Genomic DNA, 21,592 nt, shown 5'->3' with positions numbered 1-21,592 from the left:
CCCATGGATCAGATTTTCAATCAGGTGCTGCCGTTTCTGCTGGCCGTGTGGTGGCCGTTCTGCCGCATCCTGGCCATGCTCAGCGCCTCGCCCGTGATCGGCGATGCCATGGTGCCCGTCCCCGTGCGGGTGCTGCTGTCGCTGGTGCTGGCGATCCTGATGCTGCCCGTGATGCAGGCGTCGGGCATCTCGCAAGACTTGTTGAAAATCGATCCGTTTTCCCTGCACGCCGTCGTCGCCACCCTGGAGCAGGCCATCATCGGCTTCGTCCTCGGCCTGGCCTTCCACTTTGCCATGTCCGTCATGTCGGTGCTCGGCTATCTGGTGTCGAGCCAGGTGGGCTTTTCCATGGCCGTCATGAACGATCCGCTCAACGGCACCTCGTCGGACGTGATCACGGGTTTACTCACCATCATGTGCATGATCGTATTTTTTGCCATCGACGGCCATCTGGTGCTGGCGGGCGTGATCGGCGCCAGTTTCACGGCCTGGCCCGTGGGGCAGGGCTACGGACCGCTGCTGCTGCAAACGGTGGCGTATAACGTGGCGTGGATCTTCGCCGCCGCCATGTTGCTGGCCTTGCCCATCGTTTTTTCCACCATGGTGGTGCAACTCGGTTTCGGCTTTTTGAACCGCGTGGCGCCGTCGCTGAACCTGTTTTCGCTGGGTTTTTCCATGATCACCATGTTCGGCCTGCTGATGCTGATACAGATCGTGCGCTTTATCCCCGAGCACTATATCGCCATGACCAACCGCGTGCTCGACATGCTCCAGGAACAGATGCGGGTGGCCCATGGCGGATAGCAGCACTGGCGACAAGACAGAAAAGGCCTCAGCGCAGAAGCTGAAGAAATCGCGCCAGGAAGGGCAGGTGGTGCGTTCGCGCGACCTGTCGACGGCGCTGGGCATTCTGATCAGCATGAAGGTCTTCATTTATTTGCTGCCGGGCTACCTGCAAAGCTTTCGTGAGCTGTTCGCCATGGCTTTCATGCCGCTCGACAGCAAGGGTGCGCTGGAAAATGCCATGTCGATGGCGTTTACCACGTCGGTAGGCTTGCTGATCAAGATGATCGTACCGCTGTTCTGCGTGCCCTTGTTCGTCGTGCTCGGTTCCTTGATCCCCGGCGGCTGGGTCATCAGTACGAAGAACTGGATGCCGAAGATGGAGCGCCTGAGCCCGGCCAAGAACCTGGGCCGCTTGTTTGCGCCCAAGCATGGTTTTGAATTCGGCTTGTCCATCGCCAAGGCCGCCGTGCTGGGCATGGTGCTCGTGCATGTGAGCCGTTCCAGCCTGAGGCAGTATGTGGACTTGCAACACAGACCGCTGCAGCAAGCCATGCTCGATGGTTCGGCGCTGATGCTCGATGGCTTGATGGCGCTCATTTCCGTCTTCGTTCTGTTCGCCATCATCGACGTGCCGGCCCAGGCTTTCTTCTTTGCCCGCAACCAGCGCATGAGCAAGCAGGATGTCAAGGAAGAGCACAAGAGCAGCGAAGGCCGGCCCGAAGTGCGCCAGCGCATCCGCCAGTTGCAGCAGCAGATCGGCCGGCGCAGCGTGCGCAAGACCGTGCCCGACGCCGACGTGGTGATCGTCAATCCCGAGCATTACGCCGTTGCACTAAAGTATGACCAGGATCGCGCCGAGGCGCCGTTTGTCGTTGCCAAGGGCGTCGACGAGATGGCGCTGTATATCCGGCAAGTGGCGAAGGAACATCATATCGAAACGCTGGAGTTGCCGCCGCTGGCGCGCGCCATCTACAACACCAGCCAGGTGCAGCAGCAGATTCCCGTGCAGCTGTACCAGGCCGTGTCGCAGGTGCTCAACTACATACTGCAGGTGAAAGCATTCCGTACTGGGCAGCGTGCCGCCCAGCCCCCATTTCCCACCGAGGTGGTCGTGCCATCTCATTTGAGCGAGGTAGTACCTTCATGAATTTACTGAACAGAGTGGTTGCCGAAATGCGCCGCCACAAGTTCGCCACGCCGCTGTTCCTGCTGGTGATCCTGGCGATGATCATCTTGCCGCTGCCGCCGGTGCTGCTCGATATCTTGTTCACTTTCAATATCGTGCTGGCTCTGATCGTCATCCTGGTCAGCGTGTCGGCCAAGCGGCCGCTCGATTTCTCCGTCTTCCCGACGGTGATCCTGGCTACCACCATGCTCAGGCTGACGTTGAACGTGGCGTCCACGCGCGTGGTGCTGCTGCACGGCCATACGGGTGCGGACGCGGCCGGTAAAGTGATCGAGGCCTTTGGTAACGTGGTGATCGGTGGTAACTTCGTCGTCGGTATCGTGGTCTTTGTGATCTTGATGATCATCAACTTTGCCGTCGTCACCAAGGGTGCCGAGCGCATCTCGGAAGTCTCCGCGCGCTTTACCCTCGATGCCTTGCCGGGCAAGCAGATGGCCATCGATGCCGACCTGAACGCCGGTCTGATCAACCAGGAAAAAGCCCAGATCCGCCGCAAGGATGTGGCCGCTGAAGCCGATTTCTATGGCGCCATGGACGGCGCGTCGAAGTTCGTGCGCGGCGATGCCGTCGCCAGTATCCTGATCCTGATCATCAATATGGTCGGTGGCGTGGCCATCGGCTCGCTGATGCACGACCTGTCGTTTGGCGATGCTTTCCGTCAATATGCACTGCTGACCATCGGTGATGGCCTGGTGGCGCAGATCCCGGCGCTGCTGCTGTCGGCCGCGGCCGCCATTCTCGTTACCCGCATCAGCGATTCGGGCGACTTCGAACAGCAAGTGGCGGGCCAGGTACTGACTTCGCCAACGGTGATCTACAGCGCGTCCGGCATGATGGTGGCGCTGGCATTGATTCCGGGCATGCCGTGGTTCATGTTCATGACCTTTGCCGCCGTGCTGGCCTTCGTGGCGTGGCGCCTGACCAAGCGCGTGAAAGGGCCCGATGCGGCCGGCATGGCGGCCATCGAGGCGGCCTTGCGCGACGAGCGCCCGGCCGAACTGGAGTGGCAGCAACTGCCTGCCGTGCAGCCGCTGATGGTGATGCTCGGCTATAAACTGGTCGGCATGGTGGACAAGACACAAGGCGAACCCTTGAACAAGCGCGTCAAGGGCGTGCGCCAGAGTCTGTCCGAAGCAATGGGCTTGCTGCTGCCGAACATCGGCGTGCGTGACGACCTGGCCCTGAAACCGTCGCAGTACGCCATCGTGCTGTCCGGCACCGTGGTGGCGCAGGCGGAAGTGCAGGCCGACCGCCTGATGGCGATCCCGTCGCCGAACGTGTATGGCCAGCTCGATGGCATTCCCGGCATCGAACCGGCTTACGGCATGCCCGTCACCTGGATAGAACCGAGTGAAAAGGCGCATGCGCTGGGCCTCGGTTACCAGGTCATCGAGGCGCCCAGCGTGATCGCCACGCACTTGTCGAAAATGGTGCGCGAATACTTGCCGGAACTGTTCCGCCATGAAGATGTCTCCAACATGATGGAGCGCCTGACGGCCCTGTCGCCCAAGCTGGCCGGCGCGCTGGACAAGGCGCTCACGCACACGCAGCTGCTGCGCGTGTTCCGCGTCTTGCTGGCAGAAAACGTGTCACTGAAGGATATCGTGCCCATCGCTACCACCTTGCTCGACAGTTCGGAAACGACGAAGGACCCGATCCTGCTGGCGGCCGAAGTGCGCTGCGCCCTGCGGCGCCAGATCGTCAGTGGCCTGTTTGGCCAGAAGATGGAAATGCAGGCGTTTAACCTGGGCGGCGAGCTGGAAAACATGCTGCTCGGTTCGCTGAACCAGGCGCGCCAGTCGGGCAAGGTGACGCTGGATAATTATCCGATCGACCCGCATCTGCTGTCGCAGCTGCAGGTGAACATGCCGGTGGCGCGCGAGCAGATGAAGCAGCAAGCGACGCCGCCGCTGCTGCTGGTGCTGCCGCAGATCCGTCCGCTGCTGGCCCGCTATGCGCGCCTGTTCGCGCCGGGCTTGCACGTGCTGTCGTATAACGAAATTCCGGAAAACCGCGAAGTGAGCATCATCGGCACGGTGGGGTAAACGGTAGGATAAATAACAAAAACGGCGCTGCGGGCGCCGTTTTCTTATGTTGCATCAATCCTCCTGCATCAATCCTGCTCGTCGATGGGTGGCAGCAGGTCGTGCTGCTGGCCATCGGCCAGCAGCAGCACGCTGCTGCCTTGCGCCGCGTCTTCCTCGTCGCCATAGTCGTAACCGAGCGGCGCCGCCACTTCCTTCGAGACGATGATGGTTTCCTCTTCGGCTTCGGCAGGAGGAGCCGCGGGCGCGTCGGGATTGGCCGCCGCTTCCGCCGGCGGTTGCGTCAGCAGCAGTGCCACTTCGGCCATGGCGCGAAACAGGGGCAGCGATAGCGAGGCGGCACCCGCCTGCATCGGGTAATTGCCGTGCACGCGCTGCGCATGCAACTGGCGGTTCAGGCGGCAGCGCACCACGCGCAGGCCCGCGCGCCGCACGGCGTCGGCAATCTCGGGCAGGGCCAGGCGCAAGTGGCGCAAGGCGATGTCTTCATCGGCCGCCAGTTCCAGCAGCACCCCATCGCCAGCCGGCTCCATCTGGATCACTACCCGGCCGATGCCGGCAATCAGCAGTTCGACGCGCAGCGCCACCTTGCCGCGCCGCCTGTGTGGCGCATCCTCGTCCTCGTCGCTGGCCAGCACGCGCAGCAGCAGGCGTTGGCCGCCCCAGCCATACACGGCAAAGCGCCACGCTTCGCTGTCGACGCTCAAAGGCGGACGGGCACCTTCGCGCAGCAGGGCCGGTTGCTGTTCGGCCATGAATAGATTGCCCGGTACGTGCTGGCCGCGCGCCTGTTCCTGCAGGGCGGCATAGTGCTCGCCATACGTCTTGACCATCACGCGCCACGAGGCGGCCAGCTGCGCCGCGTCGGGCGGCTGCCATACCAGCTGGCGCGTGAAGAACAGTTGATTGACCTGCATGGCGCTGCTGTCGCGCGGCATGGCGCCGCCGGCGCCATCGGCGTTGGGCTTGATGAGGGACGCCAGGGTATTCTGTTGCTGCAGCTGGGCGGGCAGGGTACCGGCGTCGGGCGCGGGCGCCATGTAAGGCCCGATGGGCACCAGCGGCTGGACCACGCCGGGCACCATCGGCGTCGCGGGGCTGACGTCGAAGCGCTGGGTAATCAGGGGCACCGGGTTGCCCGATGAAATGCGGTCTATCGCCATGCCATTGCTTCCTGCTGATACATATTAATCAGATCCGCCATCGCGCCCTGCCGGTAACTATTGTAGTAAAGAAAGAATTAGTTTGCTCATGCTCTGGCTTTGCTTGAGCATGGCCGTACTCGCTTGCAGCAGCATTTGCGCCGAGGTCATGTTGGCGCTTTCGGCCGCGTAGTCGACATCCATGATGCGACCGATGGCGGCCCTGGTATGGGTGACCATGTTGGCCAGGTTATTGTAGACATGCCCGAGCCGGTTCGCGGTGGCGCCCAGCGCCGAGCGCACGCTGCCGACTTTGTCGACGGCCGCCGCCAGCAAGTCGATCATGCCGTTGGCGCTGCTGTTGCTGGTAAATTCGCTGCCGGGCGTGACGCCTGGCGCAAAATTGACGGAGATCGCTTGCAGTGCCGCATCCAGGCCAGCCATGTCGCCCGCCACGTTGAATTGCATGGTCTCGCTGCCGGTGGCGCCGATCTGGAACGTCATGGCTTGCGACAGGGTACCTTTGCCGGCGCTGCCGTTGCCCAGCAATAAGGTGCCGCCATAGCGGGTGTTCGTCATCACGTTGTACAGCTCGGCACCCAGTGCGTCATATTCGCCTTGCATGGCGTCGCGGTCTTTCTGGTTCGACGAGGCGTCCGCTGCCTGGGTGGCCAGGTCCTTCATGCGCACCAGCATGGCGCTGACTTCGCCAAACGCGCCTTCGGCCGTTTGCAGCAGCGAGGTGCTGTTTTGCGTGTTGCGCATGGCCACTGCCATGCCGCTGGTCTGGGCGCTCAGCCTGGTGGCGATCTGCAAGCCGGCCGCATCGTCCATGGCTGAGTTGATGCGAAAGCCCGTGGAGAGGCGCGTCATCGACGTCGACAGCAGCTGCTGGGCCCAGCCCATGGCCCGCTGGGCTGACAGTGCGGCAGTATTGGTATGAATGCTCAGCACGCGGCGGCTCCAGTGGACGATTGTTCTGTGTTCTACCTTGTATAGGCGACTATGCCGGCAACATCGTTAAACGTGATGGCAATTTAGTTCAATATGCGGTAAATGCATGACATTGCAAGCGAAAAAAAAGCCAGACCGGAGTCTGGCTTGGAGAAGCTGGCCGCAAGCGGCCAAGTCCATATTATTGCAGCAGGGACATGACCATCGAGGACATGCTGTTGCTTTGTTTCAGCATCGCGGTGCCAGCTTGCAGCAGCATTTGCGACGACGTCATGTTCGAGCTTTCGGTAGCGAAGTCGGTGTCCATGATGCGGCCGGTAGCGGCTTTGGTGTTGGTGGCGATGTTCGACAAGTTGGTGTTGACGTGGTCCAGACGGTTAGCCGTCGCGCCCAGTGCCGAACGCACGGTGCTGACGCTGTCGATGGCGGTCGCCAGCAGGCCGATGGTGGCGTTGGCGGTAGCAGTCAGTTCCGTGGCACCGGTCGATGCGGCCGACGAGAAGTTTTTGCTCAGGCCGGTCAGGGCTGCGTTCAGCGCGGTCAGGTTGCCGGAAACGTCAAAGCTCATTTTTTCGGTCGAGCTTGCACCGATCTGGAACGTCATCGACGTCGACAGCGTGCCGGAGGCAGCAGCCGCGCCGTCGCCCAGCAGCTTGGTGCCGCCGAACGTGGTGTTGGTCATGACGTTGTACAGTTCTTGACCCAATGCATTGTATTCAGCTTGCATGGCGGTCTTGTCGTTGGCGGTCGACGAGGCATCGGAAGCTTGGGTAGCCAAGTCTTTCATGCGCACCAGCATGTTGGTGACTTCAGCGAACGCGCCTTCAGCCGTTTGCAACAGCGAGGTGCTGTTTTGCGTGTTGTTCATCGCCACGGTCATGCCGCTGGTTTGTGCTTTCAGGCGGGTGGCGATTTGCAGGCCGGCAGCGTCGTCCATGGCCGAATTGATGCGGAAGCCGGTGCTCAGGCGCGTCATCGAGGTCGACAGCTTGGATTGGGTATTCGAGATCGAATTTTGTGCCGACAGGGAGGCAGCGTTGGTGTGAAGGCTCAGCATGGTGTCATTCCTAATTGGGTGGTTACGGTGAGGAGCGACGATTTATCTGCTCCTATCAGTACAAGACGACCGGGCGGCCACCTTAATTAAATGCTTTAAGGAAATTTTTGAAAATAAATGGTATTTGTTGTTCCTCGGGGCCGTACGGCCGGCCTTGCGGCATGCTTGCGCAAGGTACAGACGAAAAAAAACCAGACCGGAGTCTGGCTTCGAGAGGCTGGCCGCGAGCGGCCAAGTCCATATTATTGCAGCAGGGACATGACCATCGAGGACATGCTGTTGCTTTGTTTCAGCATCGCGGTGCCAGCTTGCAGCAGCATTTGCGACGACGTCATGTTCGAGCTTTCGGTAGCGAAGTCGGTGTCCATGATGCGGCCGGTAGCGGCTTTGGTGTTGGTGGCGATGTTCGACAAGTTGGTGTTGACGTGGTCCAGACGGTTAGCCGTCGCGCCCAGTGCCGAACGCACGGTGCTGACGCTGTCGATGGCGGTCGCCAGCAGGCCGATGGTGGCGTTTGCGGTGGCGGTCAGTTCCGTTGCGCCAGTCGATGCGCCGCTGGAGAAGTTCGCGCTCAGGCCGCTCAGGGCGGTATTCAACGTGGACAGGTTGCCGGACACGTCGAAGCTCATTTTTTCGGTCGAGCTTGCACCGATCTGGAACGTCATCGAGGTCGACAGCGTGCCCTTGGCTGCGCCGCTACCGTCGCCCAGCAGCTTGGTGCCGCCGAACGTGGTGTTGGTCATGACGTTGTACAGTTCTTGACCCAATGCATTGTATTCAGCTTGCATGGCGGTCTTGTCGTTGGCGGTCGACGAGGCATCGGAAGCTTGGGTGGCCAAGTCTTTCATGCGCACCAGCATGTTGGTGACTTCAGCGAACGCGCCTTCAGCCGTTTGCAGCAGCGAGGTGCTGTTTTGCGTGTTGTTCATCGCCACGGTCATGCCGCTGGTTTGTGCTTTCAGGCGGGTGGCGATTTGCAGGCCGGCAGCGTCGTCCATGGCCGAATTGATGCGGAAGCCGGTGCTCAGGCGCGTCATCGAAGTCGACAGTTTGGATTGGGTGTTCGAGATCGAATTTTGTGCCGACAGGGAAGCAGCGTTGGTGTGAAGACTCAGCATGGTGTCATTCCTAATTGGGTGGTTATGGTGAGGAGCGACGGTTTATCTGCTCCTACCAGTACAAGACGACCATTCCTTCCTCTTTATTAAATGCCGTGTGGAAATTTATTTTTCTTTGTCGAGTGGCAAGCTGCCGCATGTTCAGTCCACCACGCCGCCGTGTTCCGCCTCCCATTGCTGGCGGCTGCTCTTCAGGATATCGATGACCAGCAATGCCTTCGCTTCGTCGCCGCACAGATCTTCCAGAAACATGGCGTTATTGTCGCGCACCCAGGCCAGCGGCATTTCCCACCAGGCCAGCTCCTGCAGCGCGGCACGGACTTTTTCCGTGAAGCGGTGGCGGATCAGGCGCGCCGGCGAACCCGCATAAATGCCATAGGGTTCCGAGCGGAAATTCGGCGGCAGCAGCGAGCGGGCGCCGATGACGCAGCCGTTTTCGATCACGCTGCCGCCCAGCACCATCACTTCGTCGCCGATCCAGACATCGTTCTTGATCACCGTGTCGGCATACTGTGGCGGCGGTGCATTTTTCAAGCCGCCGCCGAGGATCGACAGCATGTACGTCGAGATCGTGCGCATTTCGTGCTGGCCATTGAGGATGAAACTCAGGCGTGAGCCGCCGGCCACATAGCGTCCCACGCACAGGCTTTGCTGTCCGCTGTCATATTTCACGAATGAACCGACGCCGAAACAGGAGCCGCGCCCGATGTAGAAGTGGCCGCTCGTCGGTTCCTGGTCCAGCCAGTCGCGAAAAAACCGATGGGGCAGGGTGCTGATGGCGCCATCCGCGTAGCCCAGTACCGTGAAATGAGCCGACCACGGATGGTTTTCCGCCACGCCGGAAAAATTGGTTTCGGTGGAAATGTGCATCAAGCAATGTTCCGTATCAATGCTTGTTGCTGTGCGGGGGCGGCGATCATCGCGATAATGGCGTCTACGGTTGCCATCTCCAGATCCGGATAGATCGGCAAGCAGATCACCTGCGATGACGCCAGCCGCGCCACGGGCAGATTGGCGTGCGCCGCGGACGGCATGCCGCGATACATGGGGAAGTCGCTGATGAGCGGGTAAAAGTAGCGGCGCGCGTAGATTTCCTGGTCGCGCAGCAGCTGGAACAGGGCATCGCGCGACAGCGGGTAGCCGGGGCTGACCAGGATGGGAAAATACGCGTGATTTGCCGCCTCGCCTTCGCCCTGCTGCAGGCAGCTGATGCCATCGATGCCAGCCAGCTGCCGTCGATAATGCGCATCGATCGCCTTGCGCTTTTGACGCGCGCCGTCGATGCCCTTGAGCTGCAGCAAGCCGAAGGCGGCATTGATCTCGCTCATCTTGCCATTGATGCCTGCCGCCACCACCGTGACTTCATCGACGAAGCCGAAGTTTTTCAGATGGTCGATGCGTTGCTTGGTCTTGGCGTCGGGGCAGACGATGGCGCCGCCTTCGAAGGTGTTGAAAATTTTGGTGGCGTGAAAGCTGATCACGGAAAGGTCGCCGTGATTGAGCACGCTGCCACCGCGGTGGCGCACGCCAAACGCGTGCGCCGCATCGTAGATTACCTTCAGGTTGTAGTTGTCGGCAATTTTCTCGATGGCTTCGATGTCGCATGGCCGGCCGTAGCAGTGCACGGGCATGATGGCAGTGGTCTGCGGCGTGATGGCCGCCTCGATCCTGGTCGGGTCGAGGTTCAGGCTGTGCGGTTCGATGTCGGCAAAGACGGGCTTGATATTATTCCACAGCAACGAATGGGCGGTGGCGACAAACGAATACGGCGTCGTGATGACTTCACCGTTGATGCGCAGCGCCTGCAAGGCCGTCATCAATGCCAGCGTGCCATTGGCGAACAGGCAGATATGCTTGACGCCCAGGTAGTCGCACAGCGCCTGTTCCAGTTGCTGGTGGAAGGGGCCGCCATTGGTCAGGATCTTGTTGTCCCAGATCGCTTCCAGATACGGCAGGAAATCCTCCAGCGGCGGCAGCAGGGGCTGGGTGACATAGACCGGTTTGTTTTTTGGAGCGCTCATCATAATCCGATCGGCGGGTTGGGCACTGCCACGGGTGCTTCAAACGACATTGGCGGCAAGCCTTCGCACCAGCGTTGCCAGATGATGCGCAAGCCATTTTCCAGTCCTTCTGTGATCAGTTTGGGCCGGCCCAGGGTCGAGCGCTCCAGCCGGTGCCGCATGCTGAAGCGGTAAGCGCCCAGCAACATGGGGTTAGCCGCCATGGCCATGCTCTTGCGCACGAAATCGTCTTCGTCGGTGGCGATGAAGTCATCGAGTTCGACCTGGCGCAAGATCATGTTGCCGGCGCGGCTAGGCATGGTAGGGCCTGCCGTCGTGAGCGTGGGCACGCCCATCCACAGCGCATGCAGCGTCGTCGTGCTGCCGCAATACGGGAAGGCATCAAGGCAGATATCGATGCGGTGATGGAGGGCCATGAATTGTGCCATGCCCGTGCGCCCTTCGAAGGTCAGGCGCTCCGGCGCAATGCCTTCTTCCGCGAACCAGGCCGCCAGTTGTGGCGGCGCTTCCGACTTCGGCATGGCAGCCACGATCATTTTGGCGTCGGGGACGGCGCGCAGCACCCTGGCCCAGCGCGCGATGACCTGGCGATTGATTTTATTGGTGCGGTTGAAACTGCCAAACGTGATGTAGCCATTTGACAATACGGGCGCGGGCTGAATGCTGGGAGCAACCTTGGACGGCAGGAATGGCACGCAGGCGGGGAGCAGCAACAGTTTCTCGGAGAATTGGTCGCCCAATTCGTCCGGTGGCGTGAAGAACTGATCGCTCAGATAGTAATCGATCGATTGCAGTCCCGTTGTGAGCGGGTAGCCGATCCAGCTGGCCTGGATAGGGGCGGGCTTAGCGGCAAACATGAGCAGCCGGTTCTTGCCCGTGTGGCCGGACAAATCGATCAGGATGTCGATGCCATCGTCGCGGATCAGCTGGCCCAGGTCCGGATCGGACAGGTGCTCGACCTGGCGCCAGTGGGGAATGACTTCCCGCAGGCGTTTCGTGATATCGTCGTTATGCGGATTGTTGTGATAAGCATACAGTGACAACCGGGCATCATCGGCGATATTTTCTAGTATTGGAATGAGGAAATGCGGGACTGGATGGTTGTGCAGGTCACCTGACACGAAGCCGACTTTCAGCGTGCGCAGCGGGTCGCGGATATTGCCGTGACTCGCGTGTCCCTTGGCGATGTGCGTTTCAAAGGTGTCGCTGAAGCGCTGATGCTCCGCAAAGAGTGCCTGGGGATCGATCTCGGTGCTATGCGATAACAGGAACAGGTAGTTGCTGAACAGGGTTTCCCACAGCGGGCAGACGGCCAGACCCTTGCGGCAGGTTGCAATGGCTTCTTCTATCCTGCCGATATTGCTGAAAGTGGCGCTGATGTTGACGTAGGCATCACGATAGTCGGGATTGATTTCCAGTGTCTTGTGGTAGCACTCCAGCGCCAGAAGGGGTTCGTTCATCAGCACGTAGCAATTGCCAAGTGCGAAGTGCGCGCGCTCGAATGCGGGGTCGATATCGAGCGCGGCCAAATACGTGTGCTTGGCGTGTTCCAATTGATTCTGTGCCTGCCGCGTCGAGCCCAAATTACACAGCGCCGAAGTGTTTTTCGGTTCCAGTTCGAGCGCGCGCTCATAGGCGGCGGCAGCGGCGTCGTATTGCTCCAGCTCTTGCAGGGCGACGCCCAGGTGGTTATGCGTTTCGCTATCGCCGGAATCGAGTTCCAGGGTACGGCGGTATGCCTCCACCGCAAGGGGATAGCGCTTGATGGTGCTGTAGTAATCGGCCAGCTGCCTGTGGTTCGCGGCGCTGGCTGGGGCCAGATCGATGGCTTGCTGGAAGTATTTCAGTGCATTGTCGCGGTCTTCGGCCGCGCCGTAGGCGATGGCGAGCTGGCCGCAGGCTTGCGCATCGTCCGGCTGCAGGCGCAGTACTCTGGCGCAGTACTCGACGGCCGCCGTGTAATTCTTTTGTTTGCATTGAAGCAATCCCATATTGCTCAGCGCCTGTGCGAAGCTGCCATCGAGCGCGATCGCCTGTTCGTACGCGGCGATGGCTTGCTCAGGCTGCTCCAGCGACTGGAGGGCGCGACCCAAGTTGTTGTGCAACTTGGCGTCGTCGGGATGCAATTCGATGGCGTGCCGGTAGCTGGCCACGGCGCCCGCGTAGTCTTTAGCTTCATGCAGCGCGGCGGCCAGATTGGCATGCGCCCCCGTCGTGTGGGGCGCCAATTGCAGCACGGCCCGATAGCTGACAATGGCCGCTTGCCATTGCTGCAGGTTTTGCTGGGCGTTGCCCAGGTTCAGATAGATTTCGGCGTCGCCTGGCAGCAGGGCCAGCGCGCGTTGATAGCAAGCGACGGCTTCGGCGCTGCGCTGCATCGTTTGCAGAGTATTGCCGAGATTGAAATGTCCCTTGGCGTAATCGGGGCGCAACGCCAGCGCTTGCCGGTACGCCTGCTCGGCCTGCTCCAGCTTGCCTTGCGCCTGCAGCGCCGCCGCCAGGTTGCCGTGCGCCTCGACAAAGTCCGGATTCAGTTCCAGCGCCCGGGTATAACTGTTGATCGCTTGCGCGTACATGCCTCGTTCCTGCCATGCTGTGCCCAGATTGCCATGCGCTTCGGCATCGTTGGGCGCCAATTGCGCGGTTTTTTGCAGGGCCTCGAAAGCATCCTTGCCCTGTAATTGCAGGGCGGTGCCCAGCACGCTCCAGGCAAAGTCCGAGTCGGGATAGCGCTGCGTCAGGGCGTAGCTGGTCACTTCCAGTTCGGCATGGTGGCCGGCTTGATACAGCGCAATGACGTGCTGCGTTTCCTGCGCTGTCGGCGTGCTTGCAATCGCCGTTTCGATGCGGCTGCGCAAGCCCTGCGACTGTTCGTTATCGAGGCCGCGCGCGATGGCCGCCGTGACGATCTCCAGCGCCTGTTCGCGTTCGCCCGCCTTGAGCAAGCCATCCGCATACGATAGCCAGAACTGGCCTTCGTCGGGGTTGACCGACAGCGCCTTGTGCAGATACGGCAAGCCGGCCTGGTATTGCCCGACCTGTCCCGCCAGCAAGCCCATATTGTGGTTGGCAATGGCGTGATACGGCTGCGCCTGCAAAATCGCCAGGTAAAGCTCCTCCGCCTCGGCGTAGCGGCCAGCCTGGTGTTCGATGATTGCCTGCTGTAGTTCGGCGTCGAGGGGCACTGCGGGAAGGGCGTTTGCGTTCATGGGCGGGCGGCAGTTAAAATATTTAGTAAAGGGAATTGTAACTGGTGGAAGTGCCTCTGAGAAACTTTCCAGGTGGAATTTATTCAGGAATGCTGTCGCAATGCAAACTTGGTGTTGCTGGCTGGTCAAAGCGTGGGGGAAAGTGGCTGTTTTAAGATGCTGGGCGCCGGATGGGCGGGATGCCTTGCGCCGGACTACTGGTATGATGCCCGGGATTCGAGGCTACCCTGGAGGATAGCCGCTGCCCGATATCGTTCACTTTTCAACTGAGATATGCACAATATTTTAATTATTGGCTCGTCGGGCCACGCAAAGGTCGTGATTGACGTGGTCGAACGACAGGGGCTCTTTCGCATTGCCGGCTTGATCGATGCGTTTCGCACGGTCGGTGAGGAAACCTCGGGCTATCGCGTCCTTGGCGCCGAGCCTGATTTGCCGGTGCTGGTGGAAAAGCTCGCTGTGGCGGGGGTGCTGGTGGCCATTGGAGACAACTTTGTACGGGCCGGCGTGACGGCTCGCGTGGCGGCCTTGTGCCCCGAACTGCCATTTGTCAGCGCCGTGCATCCGCAGGCAAGCGTCGCCAGGGCCGTGCGCATCGGTGCTGGCTGCGTGGTAATGGCGGGGGCGGTAATCAATCCCGGCTGCGACGTCGGGCAGGGCTGTATCGTCAATACGCGCGCCTCGCTGGACCATGATTCTGTAATGGAGGCATTTTCCAGCCTGGCGCCTGCTGCTGCGACAGGCGGCAGCAGTTTCATTGGCACGTGCAGCGCCCTGGGCATGGGCGCCTTGTTGCTGCAGCGCATGCGCATCGGCAGTCATTGCGTGGTAGGCGCCGGTGCCGTGGTGACGCGGCCCGTGGCCGATCTGTGCGTCAGTTATGGCGTGCCGGCAAAAACGATACGCAGCCGCCTGGCCGGCGACAAGTATCTGTAAGGTCACGGCAGTCGTTGCTGAAGGCGCATGCCTTGCCGTTGACTTAATGGCAAGGCACGCCAAACTACAAGCTTACATATTCGGATAATTCGGTCCGCCCCCACCTTCCGGCGTCACCCACACGATATTTTGCGTCGGGTCCTTGATGTCGCAGGTCTTGCAGTGCACGCAGTTTTGCGCATTGATCTGCAGGCGCTCGGCGCCGTCGTCGTTTTTCACGAACTCGTACACGCCGGCGGGACAGTAACGTGCCTCCGGACCCGCATACGTGGCCAGGTTGACGTCGACGGGCACGCTGGCGTTTTTCAAGGTCAGATGGATGGGCTGGTCTTCCGCGTGATTCGTGTTGGAAATGAAGACGGACGACATCTTGTCGAAGGTCAGCTTGCCATCGGGTTTCGGATACACGATCTTTTTCGACTGGGCCGCCGGCTTCAGACATTCGTGGTCGCCATGCGTGTGGTGCAGGGTCCAGGGCGCCTTGCCGCGGAAGAGGATCTGGTCGATGCCCGTCATCAGGCTGCCCAGGTACAGGCCTTTCGACAGCCAAGGCTTGACGTTGCGCGCCACGTGCAGCTCTTCATGCAGCCAGGATTGTTCAAAAGCAACAGGGTAGCTGGACAGTTCGTCGTGCTGGCGCTGTTCGCCCAGCGCGCCGAAGGCCGCGTCCGCCGCCAGCATGCCGCTCTTGATGGCTGCGTGGCTGCCCTTGATGCGGCTCATGTTCAAAAAGCCCGCATCGCAGCCGATCAGCGCGCCGCCGGCGAACACGAGCTTTGGCAGCGATTGCAGGCCGCCAGCCGTGATCGCGCGCGCGCCGTACGAAATGCGCTTGCCGCCTTCGAAGAACTTGCGGATTTCCGGATGCGTTTTATAACGCTGGAATTCCTCGTACGGCGACAAGTAGGGATTCTCGTAATTGAGGCCGACCACATAACCGACCATGACCTGATTGTTTTCCAGGTGATACAGGAAGGAGCCGCCATAGGTCTTCGCGTCCAGCGGCCAGCCGGTCGAGTGGATCACCAGGCCCGGCTTGTGCTGTGCCGGGTCGATTTCCCACAATTCCTTGATGCCGATGCCGTACGATTGAGGGTCTTTGCCGGCGTTCAAGTCATACTTGGCCATCAATTGCTTGCCCAGGTGGCCGCGCGCGCCTTCGGCGAACAAGGTGTACTTGGCGTGCAATTCCATGCCCAGCTGGAAGTCGGGACCCGGTTCGCCGTCGCGCTTGACACCCATATTGCCGGTTGCCACGCCTTTCACGGAGCCATCGTCGTTGTAGAGGATTTCCGCGGCAGGGAAGCCCGGGAAGATTTCCACGCCCAGGTTTTCCGCCTGCTGGCCCATCCAGCGTACCACATTGCCCAGCGAGACAATATAGTTGCCGTGGTTTTCAAAGCAGGCCGGCACGGCGAAGTTCGGTGTCTTGTAGGCTTTGGTTTCCGTCAGGAACAGAATGCGGTCTTCCGTCACTGCCGTGTTCAGGGGCGCGCCCAGTTCTTTCCAATTCGGAATAAGTTCGGTTAGCGCTTTCGGGTCCATGATGGCGCCGGACAGGATATGCGCGCCCAGTTCGCCGCCTTTTTCCAGCACGCAGACGGACACTTCCTGGCTCTTTTCAGCGGCCAGCTGCTTCAGGCGGATTGCCGCCGCCAAGCCTGCGGGGCCACCGCCAACGATCACCACGTCATACTCCATGGTGTCGCGCGGTCCGTACTGTTCAACTAAGTTATTAGGCTGTGTCATGGTCTCGATTGTTAGTCACTAAATGGGTGGGTGAGGAATCTTCGAATAAATTTAAGCACGAGTGTGCTTGTTTTTGGCGAGGATTGCAACTTTGGCGCCATTTTGCGTGACATTGCCCCACGCCGCAATCTAAATCCAGCCATTTTGTGTAATGATGGCGTTTACCTTTGCGCAAGTGTGACGCAGGGTATTTTGCCCCTGTGCCAGTGGCACGGCGTAAAGTGTTGTCTAAAACAAAACAGGAGTAGCTCGTGGGCATAGAAGTCAATTTCGAGGGCAAGATTGCCCTGATTACCGGCGCATCGAGCGGCCTCGGCGCGCGCTTTGCGAAAGTGCTGGCCCAGGCGGGCGCGCAGGTCGTGCTGGCCTCGCGCCGCACCGAACGCCTGAAGGAGTTGCGTGCCGAAATCGAAGCCGATGGCGGCGCCGCGCACGTGGTGTCGCTCGACGTGACCGACTTCGCCAGCATCAAGTCGGCCATCGCGCATGCGGAAACAGAAGCGGGCCCTATCGATATCCTCGTCAACAATTCCGGTGTCTCCACCACGCAACGCCTGGTCGACGTCACGCCCGAGGATTACTCGTTCGTGATGGATACCAACCTGCGTGGCTCATTCTTCGTGGCCCAGCAGACGGCCAAGCGCATGATCGCGCGCGCCAAGGGCGACCCGAAGAAACAGCACCGCATCATCAATATCGCCTCGATGGCGGGCTTGCAGGTGTTGCCGCAGATCGGCGTGTATTGCATGAGCAAGGCGGGCATGGTGCACATGACGCGCGCCATGGCCGTGGAGTGGGGCAAGTATGGCATCAACACCAACGCCATCTGCCCCGGCTATATTTCCACCGAGATCAACGAAGATTATTTCGCCACCGAGCAGGGCAAGAAGCTGATCGAAATGCTGCCGAACAAGCGCCCGGGCAAGCCGGAAGACCTCGACGGCCTGCTGCTGCTGCTGGCGGGCGAGGATTCGCATTTCATCAATGGCGCGATTATCTCTGCCGATGGCGGCATGAGCACGTTTTAACGCCATAAAACCTGCTGCGCGTCGCGCTTCTCGGCCACAAATCGCTGCCGCTCGCGACGGTTTTACTTGGCGTTAAACGATAGTCACCTTGGCTGCAACCTTAGCGCTGCAGCTGCAGCCCCACCAGCTTGTGCACCAGCTCCGACGAGGTCGATGCAGCGAATTTGCGCATCAGCTTGGCGCGGTGCATTTCCACCGTGCGGGGGCTGAGGTCGATCTGGCGGGCGATGACCTTGCTGGTCTTGCCTTCCACCAGCAGGGCGGCGATTTCGCGCTCGCGCGGGGTCAGTTCCGCCGTCACGGGACGTTTCTCGCTGACATCCTCGAACGTCCAGATACCAGGCCCCAGCGGCTGCGCGGGCAGCATGGCGTGGCCCGTGACGTGGCACCAGAACAATTCACCATTACTGCGGCGCATGATGCGCTCGTCCGAATAGCGGCCCTTGGCGTTCATGATGGGGATGATGCGGTCACCCGTGCGCAGGAATTCGTCGTGCGTGGGGTAGAGTACTTCGAACGATTGATCGTCCATCTGGACGCGTGCATAGCCGAACATGGCCGCCAGTGCTTCATTGCAACTGCGCATGATGCGGTTTTCCGAGATGCACATGCCCACGGGCGCGTGCAGGAAGATGCTTTCATAATCGATGGCTGACGCGGCGTTCATCTGATACGTATCACTCTCACAGTGGGATTGCTGGCACGGCGCCGGTAGTTCTACGGTATTGTACTTTCCACTCGCGTATTTTATGCTGAGTCGCTGCCTGAGTCATGGACTCAAGACCAAAGCTTAACAAAAGATAGAGGGACACCCATGAATAAAGTTTATCCTGACGCCGCCTCGGCGCTGGCCGGTATCGTCCAAGATGGCCAGACCATCGCCGTCGGCGGCTTTGGCCTGTGCGGCATTCCCGAAGCACTGATCAAAGCCTTGCGCGATTCGGGCGTGACGGGTCTGACGGCCATTTCCAACAACGCCGGCGTGGACGGCTTCGGCCTGGGCCAGTTGCTGACCACCCGCCAGATCAAGAAAATGATCGCCTCCTATGTGGGCGAAAACAAGGAATTCGCGCGCCAGTACCTGGCCGGCGAACTGGAACTGGAATTCACGCCGCAAGGCACCCTGGCTGAAAAGCTGCGCGCGGGCGGCGCCGGCATTCCCGCCTTCTTCACCAAGACGGGCGTGGGCACCATCGTTGCCGACGGCAAGGAAATCCGCGAATTCGACGGCGAACAATACGTGATGGAACGCAGCCTGGTGGCCGATGTGTCGCTGGTGAAAGCCTACATGGCCGACCGCGCGGGCAATTTGGTTTACCGCAAGACGGCGCGCAATTTCAACCCGAACGTGGCCATGGCCGGCAAGATCACCATCGTCGAGGTGGAAAAACTGGTCGAAGTGGGCGAGATCGACCCGGACCAGGTGCATACGCCGAGCATCTTCGTGCACCGCATCGTGGTCAACGCGAACCCGGAAAAACGCATCGAGCAGCGCACCGTGCGCACTGAAGCATAAAAAAGAATACGGAGAACATCATGGCTTGGACTAGAGATGAAATGGCCGCGCGTGCGGCAAAGGAATTGCAGGATGGCTTTTATGTGAACCTGGGCATCGGCTTGCCGACCCTGGTGGCCAATTATGTGCCGGAGAATATGGAAGTATTCTTGCAGTCGGAAAACGGTTTGCTGGGCATCGGCCCGTTTCCCACGGACGATGAAGTCGACGCCGACCTGATCAACGCCGGCAAGCAGACGGTGACGGCCTTGCCCGGTGCCGCCTACTTCAGCTCGGCTGACTCGTTTGGCATGATTCGTGGCGGCAAGATCAACCTGGCCATCCTGGGCGCGATGCAAGTGTCGGAAAAGGGCGACTTGGCGAACTGGATGATTCCAGGCAAGATGGTCAAGGGCATGGGCGGCGCCATGGACCTGGTCGCCGGCGTCAAGCGTGTGGTGGTGTTGATGGAACACGTGGCCACGGCCAAGGATGGCACGACCTCGCACAAGCTGCTGAAACAATGCGATTTGCCGCTGACGGGCGTGGGCGTGGTCGACGTCATCATCAGCGACCTGGGCGTCATCGATGTGACGGAAAACGGCCTGAAGCTGGTGGAACTGGCGCCGGGCGTGACTAAGGAGCAAGTGCAGGCGGCCACGGGCGCTGAGCTGGACGTTTCGGCCGTGTAAGCGGAATATTAGCGGATCGTTGTATTGAGAAAGGCGGACAGCGATGTCCGCCTTTTTTATGCGGCAGCCTTGCTGCGCAAGCCGTCGAGGCTGTAGGCGCCGGCGCCCGCAGCGGCAAAATACAGGAAGGTGAAGCAGTACATCACGGCCATTTCGCCGCCGTTCAGGATCGGCAAAAAGCCGGCAGGTGCATGCGCCATGAAGTAGGCGGCCGCCATCTGGCCCGACAGGATGAAGGCGACGGGGCGCGTGAACAGGCCGACCAGCAGCAGGGTGCCGCCCACCAGCTCGATGACTCCGGCCGCGCCCATCACGGACAACAGTTGCAGGCCGTCGAACATGGCCACATGCGGCGCGCCGAACAGCTTGGCCGTACCATGTTGCATGAAAAGAAAGCCGAGGATGATGCGCAGCACACCCAGCAGGCGTGGGCTCCAGGTGGCGTAGAAGGCGGGCGAGAGGGACATGAGGTACTCCATTCAAAGTGTGGATGCTTCGGTGTCAGGCTTGCACTAACGCTATGTCATTATGCGGGAGCCTGGCGGCGAACAGGTGACAGCACTATAAAGGTTTTTGATTTATTGATCATCCTGGTAAATGTTGATGCATGATTTACTGATTGTTGATGATGGAATAAAGTGTGCGCGCATGAAAAAAGCCCCGCGGATCGCTCCGCGGGGCCTTGCAGGGTACTACTCAGTGCATTGCGCTTATTTCACGATATTCACGGCCGGTGCCACATAAGCGTCGTCGGCAGGGTGGGTAGGGTGAGCCAGCTCGCTGTGCAGCTTGTCCATGTCCAGTTCTTTTTCCCATTTCGACACGACGATGGTGGCAACGCCGTTGCCGACGAAGTTGGTCAGCGCGCGGCACTCGCTCATGAAGCGGTCGATGCCCAGGATCAGCGCCATGCCGGCCACGGGAATCGTCGGCACGACGGCCAGGGTGGCGGCCAGGGTGATGAAGCCGGCACCGGTGATGCCGGAGGCGCCTTTCGAGGTCAGCATCGCCACGCCGAGGATGGTCAGCTCCTGCCAGATGGTCAGTTCCGTGTTGGTGGCTTGCGCCACAAACAGGGCGGCCATGGTCATGTAGATGTTGGTGCCGTCCAGGTTGAACGAGTAGCCGGTAGGCACGACCAGGCCGACCACCGGTTTCGAGCAGCCCAGGCGCTCGAGTTTCTTCATCAGTGCTGGCAGGGCTGATTCCGACGAGCTCGTGCCCAGCACGATCAGCAGTTCTTCCTTAATGTACAGCAAGAAGCGGCCGATCGAGAAGCCGGTGTACTTGGCGATCAGGCCCAGCACGACGAAGACGAACAGGAAGCAGGTCAGGTAGAACGAACCCATCAGTTTAGCCAGCGGAATCAGCGAAGCCAGGCCGTATTTGCCGATGGTAAAGGCCATCGCGCCGAACGCGCCGATGGGAGCGACTTTCATGATGATGTTGACCATGCCAAAGATGGCATGCGACAGCTCGTCGATCAGCTTGGTGACCGGACGGCCGCGCTCACCCAGCAGGGACAGCGAAAAGCCGAACAGGATGGCGATCAGCAGCACTTGCAGGATGTCGCCCTTGGCGAAGGCGTCAACGAAAGTCTTCGGGATGATGTTCATCAGGAAATCGACCGTCGTCAAGCCTTCGGCATGCGTGTATTGCGCGATCGACTTGGCGTCGAGGTGGGCTGGGTCGGCGTTGAAGCCGGCGCCCGGTTTGAGCAGGTTGGCAACGACCAGACCGATGGCCAGCGCGAAGGTGGAAACCACTTCAAAGTACAGCAGTGCCTTGCCGCCCACTCTGCCGATTTTCTTGACATCCTGCATGCCGGCAATGCCGGAGACCACGGTACAGAAGATCACCGGGGCGATGATCATCTTGATCAGTTTGATAAAGCCGTCGCCCAGCGGTTTCATGTCGACGGCGTTTGAGGGATAAAACACCCCCAGCAGCACGCCTGCCACGATGGCGAACAGCACCTGTACATACAGGATTTTATAGAATGGTTTTTTCACGAGTGGTCTCCTCTTGCGGGTTGATGCTGCGATCATCCGCGCATTGCCAGGCCGGCTCAATTGTGGATAACCGCAGATATGCATTTTCGCTATATCGGGTATTGCGCCATGACTGGCGTGCTGCGGCGCAGCATTTCAGGCGCGCGCTTGGAGCATTGCCCG

18 protein-coding genes are annotated in these 21,592 nt (G+C 60.2%); 7 read left to right on the top strand and 11 right to left on the bottom strand.

Annotated elements, in window-relative coordinates:
* Nucleotides 1-3: 3 nt before the first annotated feature.
* The 3 genes from ACP7DE_RS15545 to ACP7DE_RS15535 are packed head-to-tail and all read left to right on the top strand — an operon-like array spanning nt 4 to nt 4,017.
* Complete coding sequence (locus ACP7DE_RS15545; protein ID WP_426072940.1) at nt 4-804, top strand: flagellar biosynthetic protein FliR; 801 nt, start codon at nt 4-6, stop codon at nt 802-804.
* Complete coding sequence (locus ACP7DE_RS15540; RefSeq protein ID WP_426072939.1) at nt 794-1,933, top strand: EscU/YscU/HrcU family type III secretion system export apparatus switch protein; 1,140 nt, start codon at nt 794-796, stop codon at nt 1,931-1,933. Before ACP7DE_RS15545 ends, ACP7DE_RS15540 begins: the two co-directional genes overlap by 11 nt.
* The gene (locus ACP7DE_RS15535; RefSeq protein ID WP_426072938.1) at nt 1,930-4,017 is read left to right on the top strand and encodes a flagellar biosynthesis protein FlhA; all 2,088 of its coding nucleotides are present in this window, start codon (nt 1,930-1,932) and stop codon (nt 4,015-4,017) included. The genes ACP7DE_RS15540 and ACP7DE_RS15535 overlap by 4 nt, the downstream gene beginning before the upstream one ends.
* Before the next feature lie 68 nt (nt 4,018-4,085).
* Here ACP7DE_RS15535 and ACP7DE_RS15530 read toward each other — a convergent pair whose 3' ends face one another.
* From ACP7DE_RS15530 to ACP7DE_RS15500, 7 genes are all read right to left on the bottom strand, one after another.
* Nucleotides 4,086-5,180 carry a hypothetical protein gene (locus ACP7DE_RS15530; protein WP_426072937.1) on the bottom strand — a complete coding sequence of 365 codons (1,095 nt, stop codon included), beginning with the start codon at nt 5,178-5,180 and terminating at the stop codon, nt 4,086-4,088.
* 57 nt (nt 5,181-5,237) lie between these two features.
* Nucleotides 5,238-6,113, bottom strand: a complete 876-nt coding sequence (locus tag ACP7DE_RS15525; protein WP_426072936.1) for a flagellin — start codon at nt 6,111-6,113, stop codon at nt 5,238-5,240.
* Nucleotides 6,114-6,294: 181 nt separating this feature from the next.
* Nucleotides 6,295-7,170, bottom strand: coding sequence for a flagellin (locus tag ACP7DE_RS15520; RefSeq protein WP_152255272.1), 876 nt, complete (start codon nt 7,168-7,170; stop codon nt 6,295-6,297).
* A 242-nt stretch (nt 7,171-7,412) separates the two neighbouring features.
* The gene (locus tag ACP7DE_RS15515; protein ID WP_152283217.1) at nt 7,413-8,288 is read right to left on the bottom strand and encodes a flagellin; all 876 of its coding nucleotides are present in this window, start codon (nt 8,286-8,288) and stop codon (nt 7,413-7,415) included.
* A gap of 141 nt (nt 8,289-8,429) precedes the next feature.
* Nucleotides 8,430-9,158 carry an acetyltransferase gene (locus tag ACP7DE_RS15510; RefSeq protein WP_426072935.1) on the bottom strand — a complete coding sequence of 243 codons (729 nt, stop codon included), beginning with the start codon at nt 9,156-9,158 and terminating at the stop codon, nt 8,430-8,432.
* Nucleotides 9,158-10,312, bottom strand: a complete 1,155-nt coding sequence (locus ACP7DE_RS15505; protein ID WP_426072934.1) for a DegT/DnrJ/EryC1/StrS family aminotransferase — start codon at nt 10,310-10,312, stop codon at nt 9,158-9,160. Before ACP7DE_RS15505 ends, ACP7DE_RS15510 begins: the two co-directional genes overlap by 1 nt.
* Nucleotides 10,309-13,518: a tetratricopeptide repeat protein gene (locus tag ACP7DE_RS15500; protein ID WP_426072933.1), complete on the bottom strand. Its 3,210-nt coding sequence runs from the start codon at nt 13,516-13,518 to the stop codon at nt 10,309-10,311. The genes ACP7DE_RS15505 and ACP7DE_RS15500 overlap by 4 nt, the downstream gene beginning before the upstream one ends.
* A 273-nt stretch (nt 13,519-13,791) precedes the next feature.
* On the opposite strand from ACP7DE_RS15500, the gene ACP7DE_RS15495 reads away from it, so the two are divergent.
* Nucleotides 13,792-14,454 carry an acetyltransferase gene (locus ACP7DE_RS15495; protein WP_426072932.1) on the top strand — a complete coding sequence of 221 codons (663 nt, stop codon included), beginning with the start codon at nt 13,792-13,794 and terminating at the stop codon, nt 14,452-14,454.
* A 72-nt stretch (nt 14,455-14,526) separates the two neighbouring features.
* Here the strand turns inward: ACP7DE_RS15495 and ACP7DE_RS15490 are convergent, their stop codons facing one another.
* Nucleotides 14,527-16,203 (bottom strand): electron transfer flavoprotein-ubiquinone oxidoreductase, encoded by a 1,677-nt coding sequence (locus tag ACP7DE_RS15490; protein ID WP_426072931.1) that lies wholly within the window; start codon nt 16,201-16,203, stop codon nt 14,527-14,529.
* A gap of 251 nt (nt 16,204-16,454) precedes the next feature.
* On the opposite strand from ACP7DE_RS15490, the gene ACP7DE_RS15485 reads away from it, so the two are divergent.
* Complete coding sequence (locus ACP7DE_RS15485) at nt 16,455-17,231, top strand: SDR family oxidoreductase (protein ID WP_034752351.1); 777 nt, start codon at nt 16,455-16,457, stop codon at nt 17,229-17,231.
* Between the two features lie 100 nt (nt 17,232-17,331).
* Here the strand turns inward: ACP7DE_RS15485 and ACP7DE_RS15480 are convergent, their stop codons facing one another.
* On the bottom strand, nt 17,332-17,898 hold the full coding sequence (locus ACP7DE_RS15480) for a LuxR C-terminal-related transcriptional regulator (protein ID WP_426072930.1): 567 nt from the start codon (nt 17,896-17,898) through the stop codon (nt 17,332-17,334).
* Between the two features lie 147 nt (nt 17,899-18,045).
* On the opposite strand from ACP7DE_RS15480, the gene ACP7DE_RS15475 reads away from it, so the two are divergent.
* Nucleotides 18,046-18,747 carry a CoA transferase subunit A gene (locus ACP7DE_RS15475; protein WP_426072929.1) on the top strand — a complete coding sequence of 234 codons (702 nt, stop codon included), beginning with the start codon at nt 18,046-18,048 and terminating at the stop codon, nt 18,745-18,747.
* A 20-nt stretch (nt 18,748-18,767) separates the two neighbouring features.
* On the top strand, nt 18,768-19,418 hold the full coding sequence (locus ACP7DE_RS15470; RefSeq protein WP_426072928.1) for a CoA transferase subunit B: 651 nt from the start codon (nt 18,768-18,770) through the stop codon (nt 19,416-19,418).
* A 56-nt stretch (nt 19,419-19,474) separates the two neighbouring features.
* Here the strand turns inward: ACP7DE_RS15470 and ACP7DE_RS15465 are convergent, their stop codons facing one another.
* Together ACP7DE_RS15465 and ACP7DE_RS15460 are read right to left on the bottom strand one after the other, a co-directional pair.
* Entirely contained in the window at nt 19,475-19,885 is a 411-nt protein-coding gene (locus ACP7DE_RS15465) for a DoxX family protein (protein ID WP_426072927.1), read from the bottom strand.
* Nucleotides 19,886-20,128: 243 nt separating this feature from the next.
* Nucleotides 20,129-21,466, bottom strand: coding sequence for a dicarboxylate/amino acid:cation symporter (locus ACP7DE_RS15460; RefSeq protein ID WP_426072926.1), 1,338 nt, complete (start codon nt 21,464-21,466; stop codon nt 20,129-20,131).
* Between the last annotated feature and the right edge of the window lie 126 nt (nt 21,467-21,592).

Source organism: Janthinobacterium sp. DSP2-3-3 (assembly GCF_049897325.1).
In the GTDB taxonomy this organism is placed as follows: Bacteria; Pseudomonadota; Gammaproteobacteria; order Burkholderiales; family Burkholderiaceae_D; genus Janthinobacterium.
Note: the sequence above shows the minus strand (reverse complement) of the source record. Positions and strands in the feature narration are given on the sequence as shown.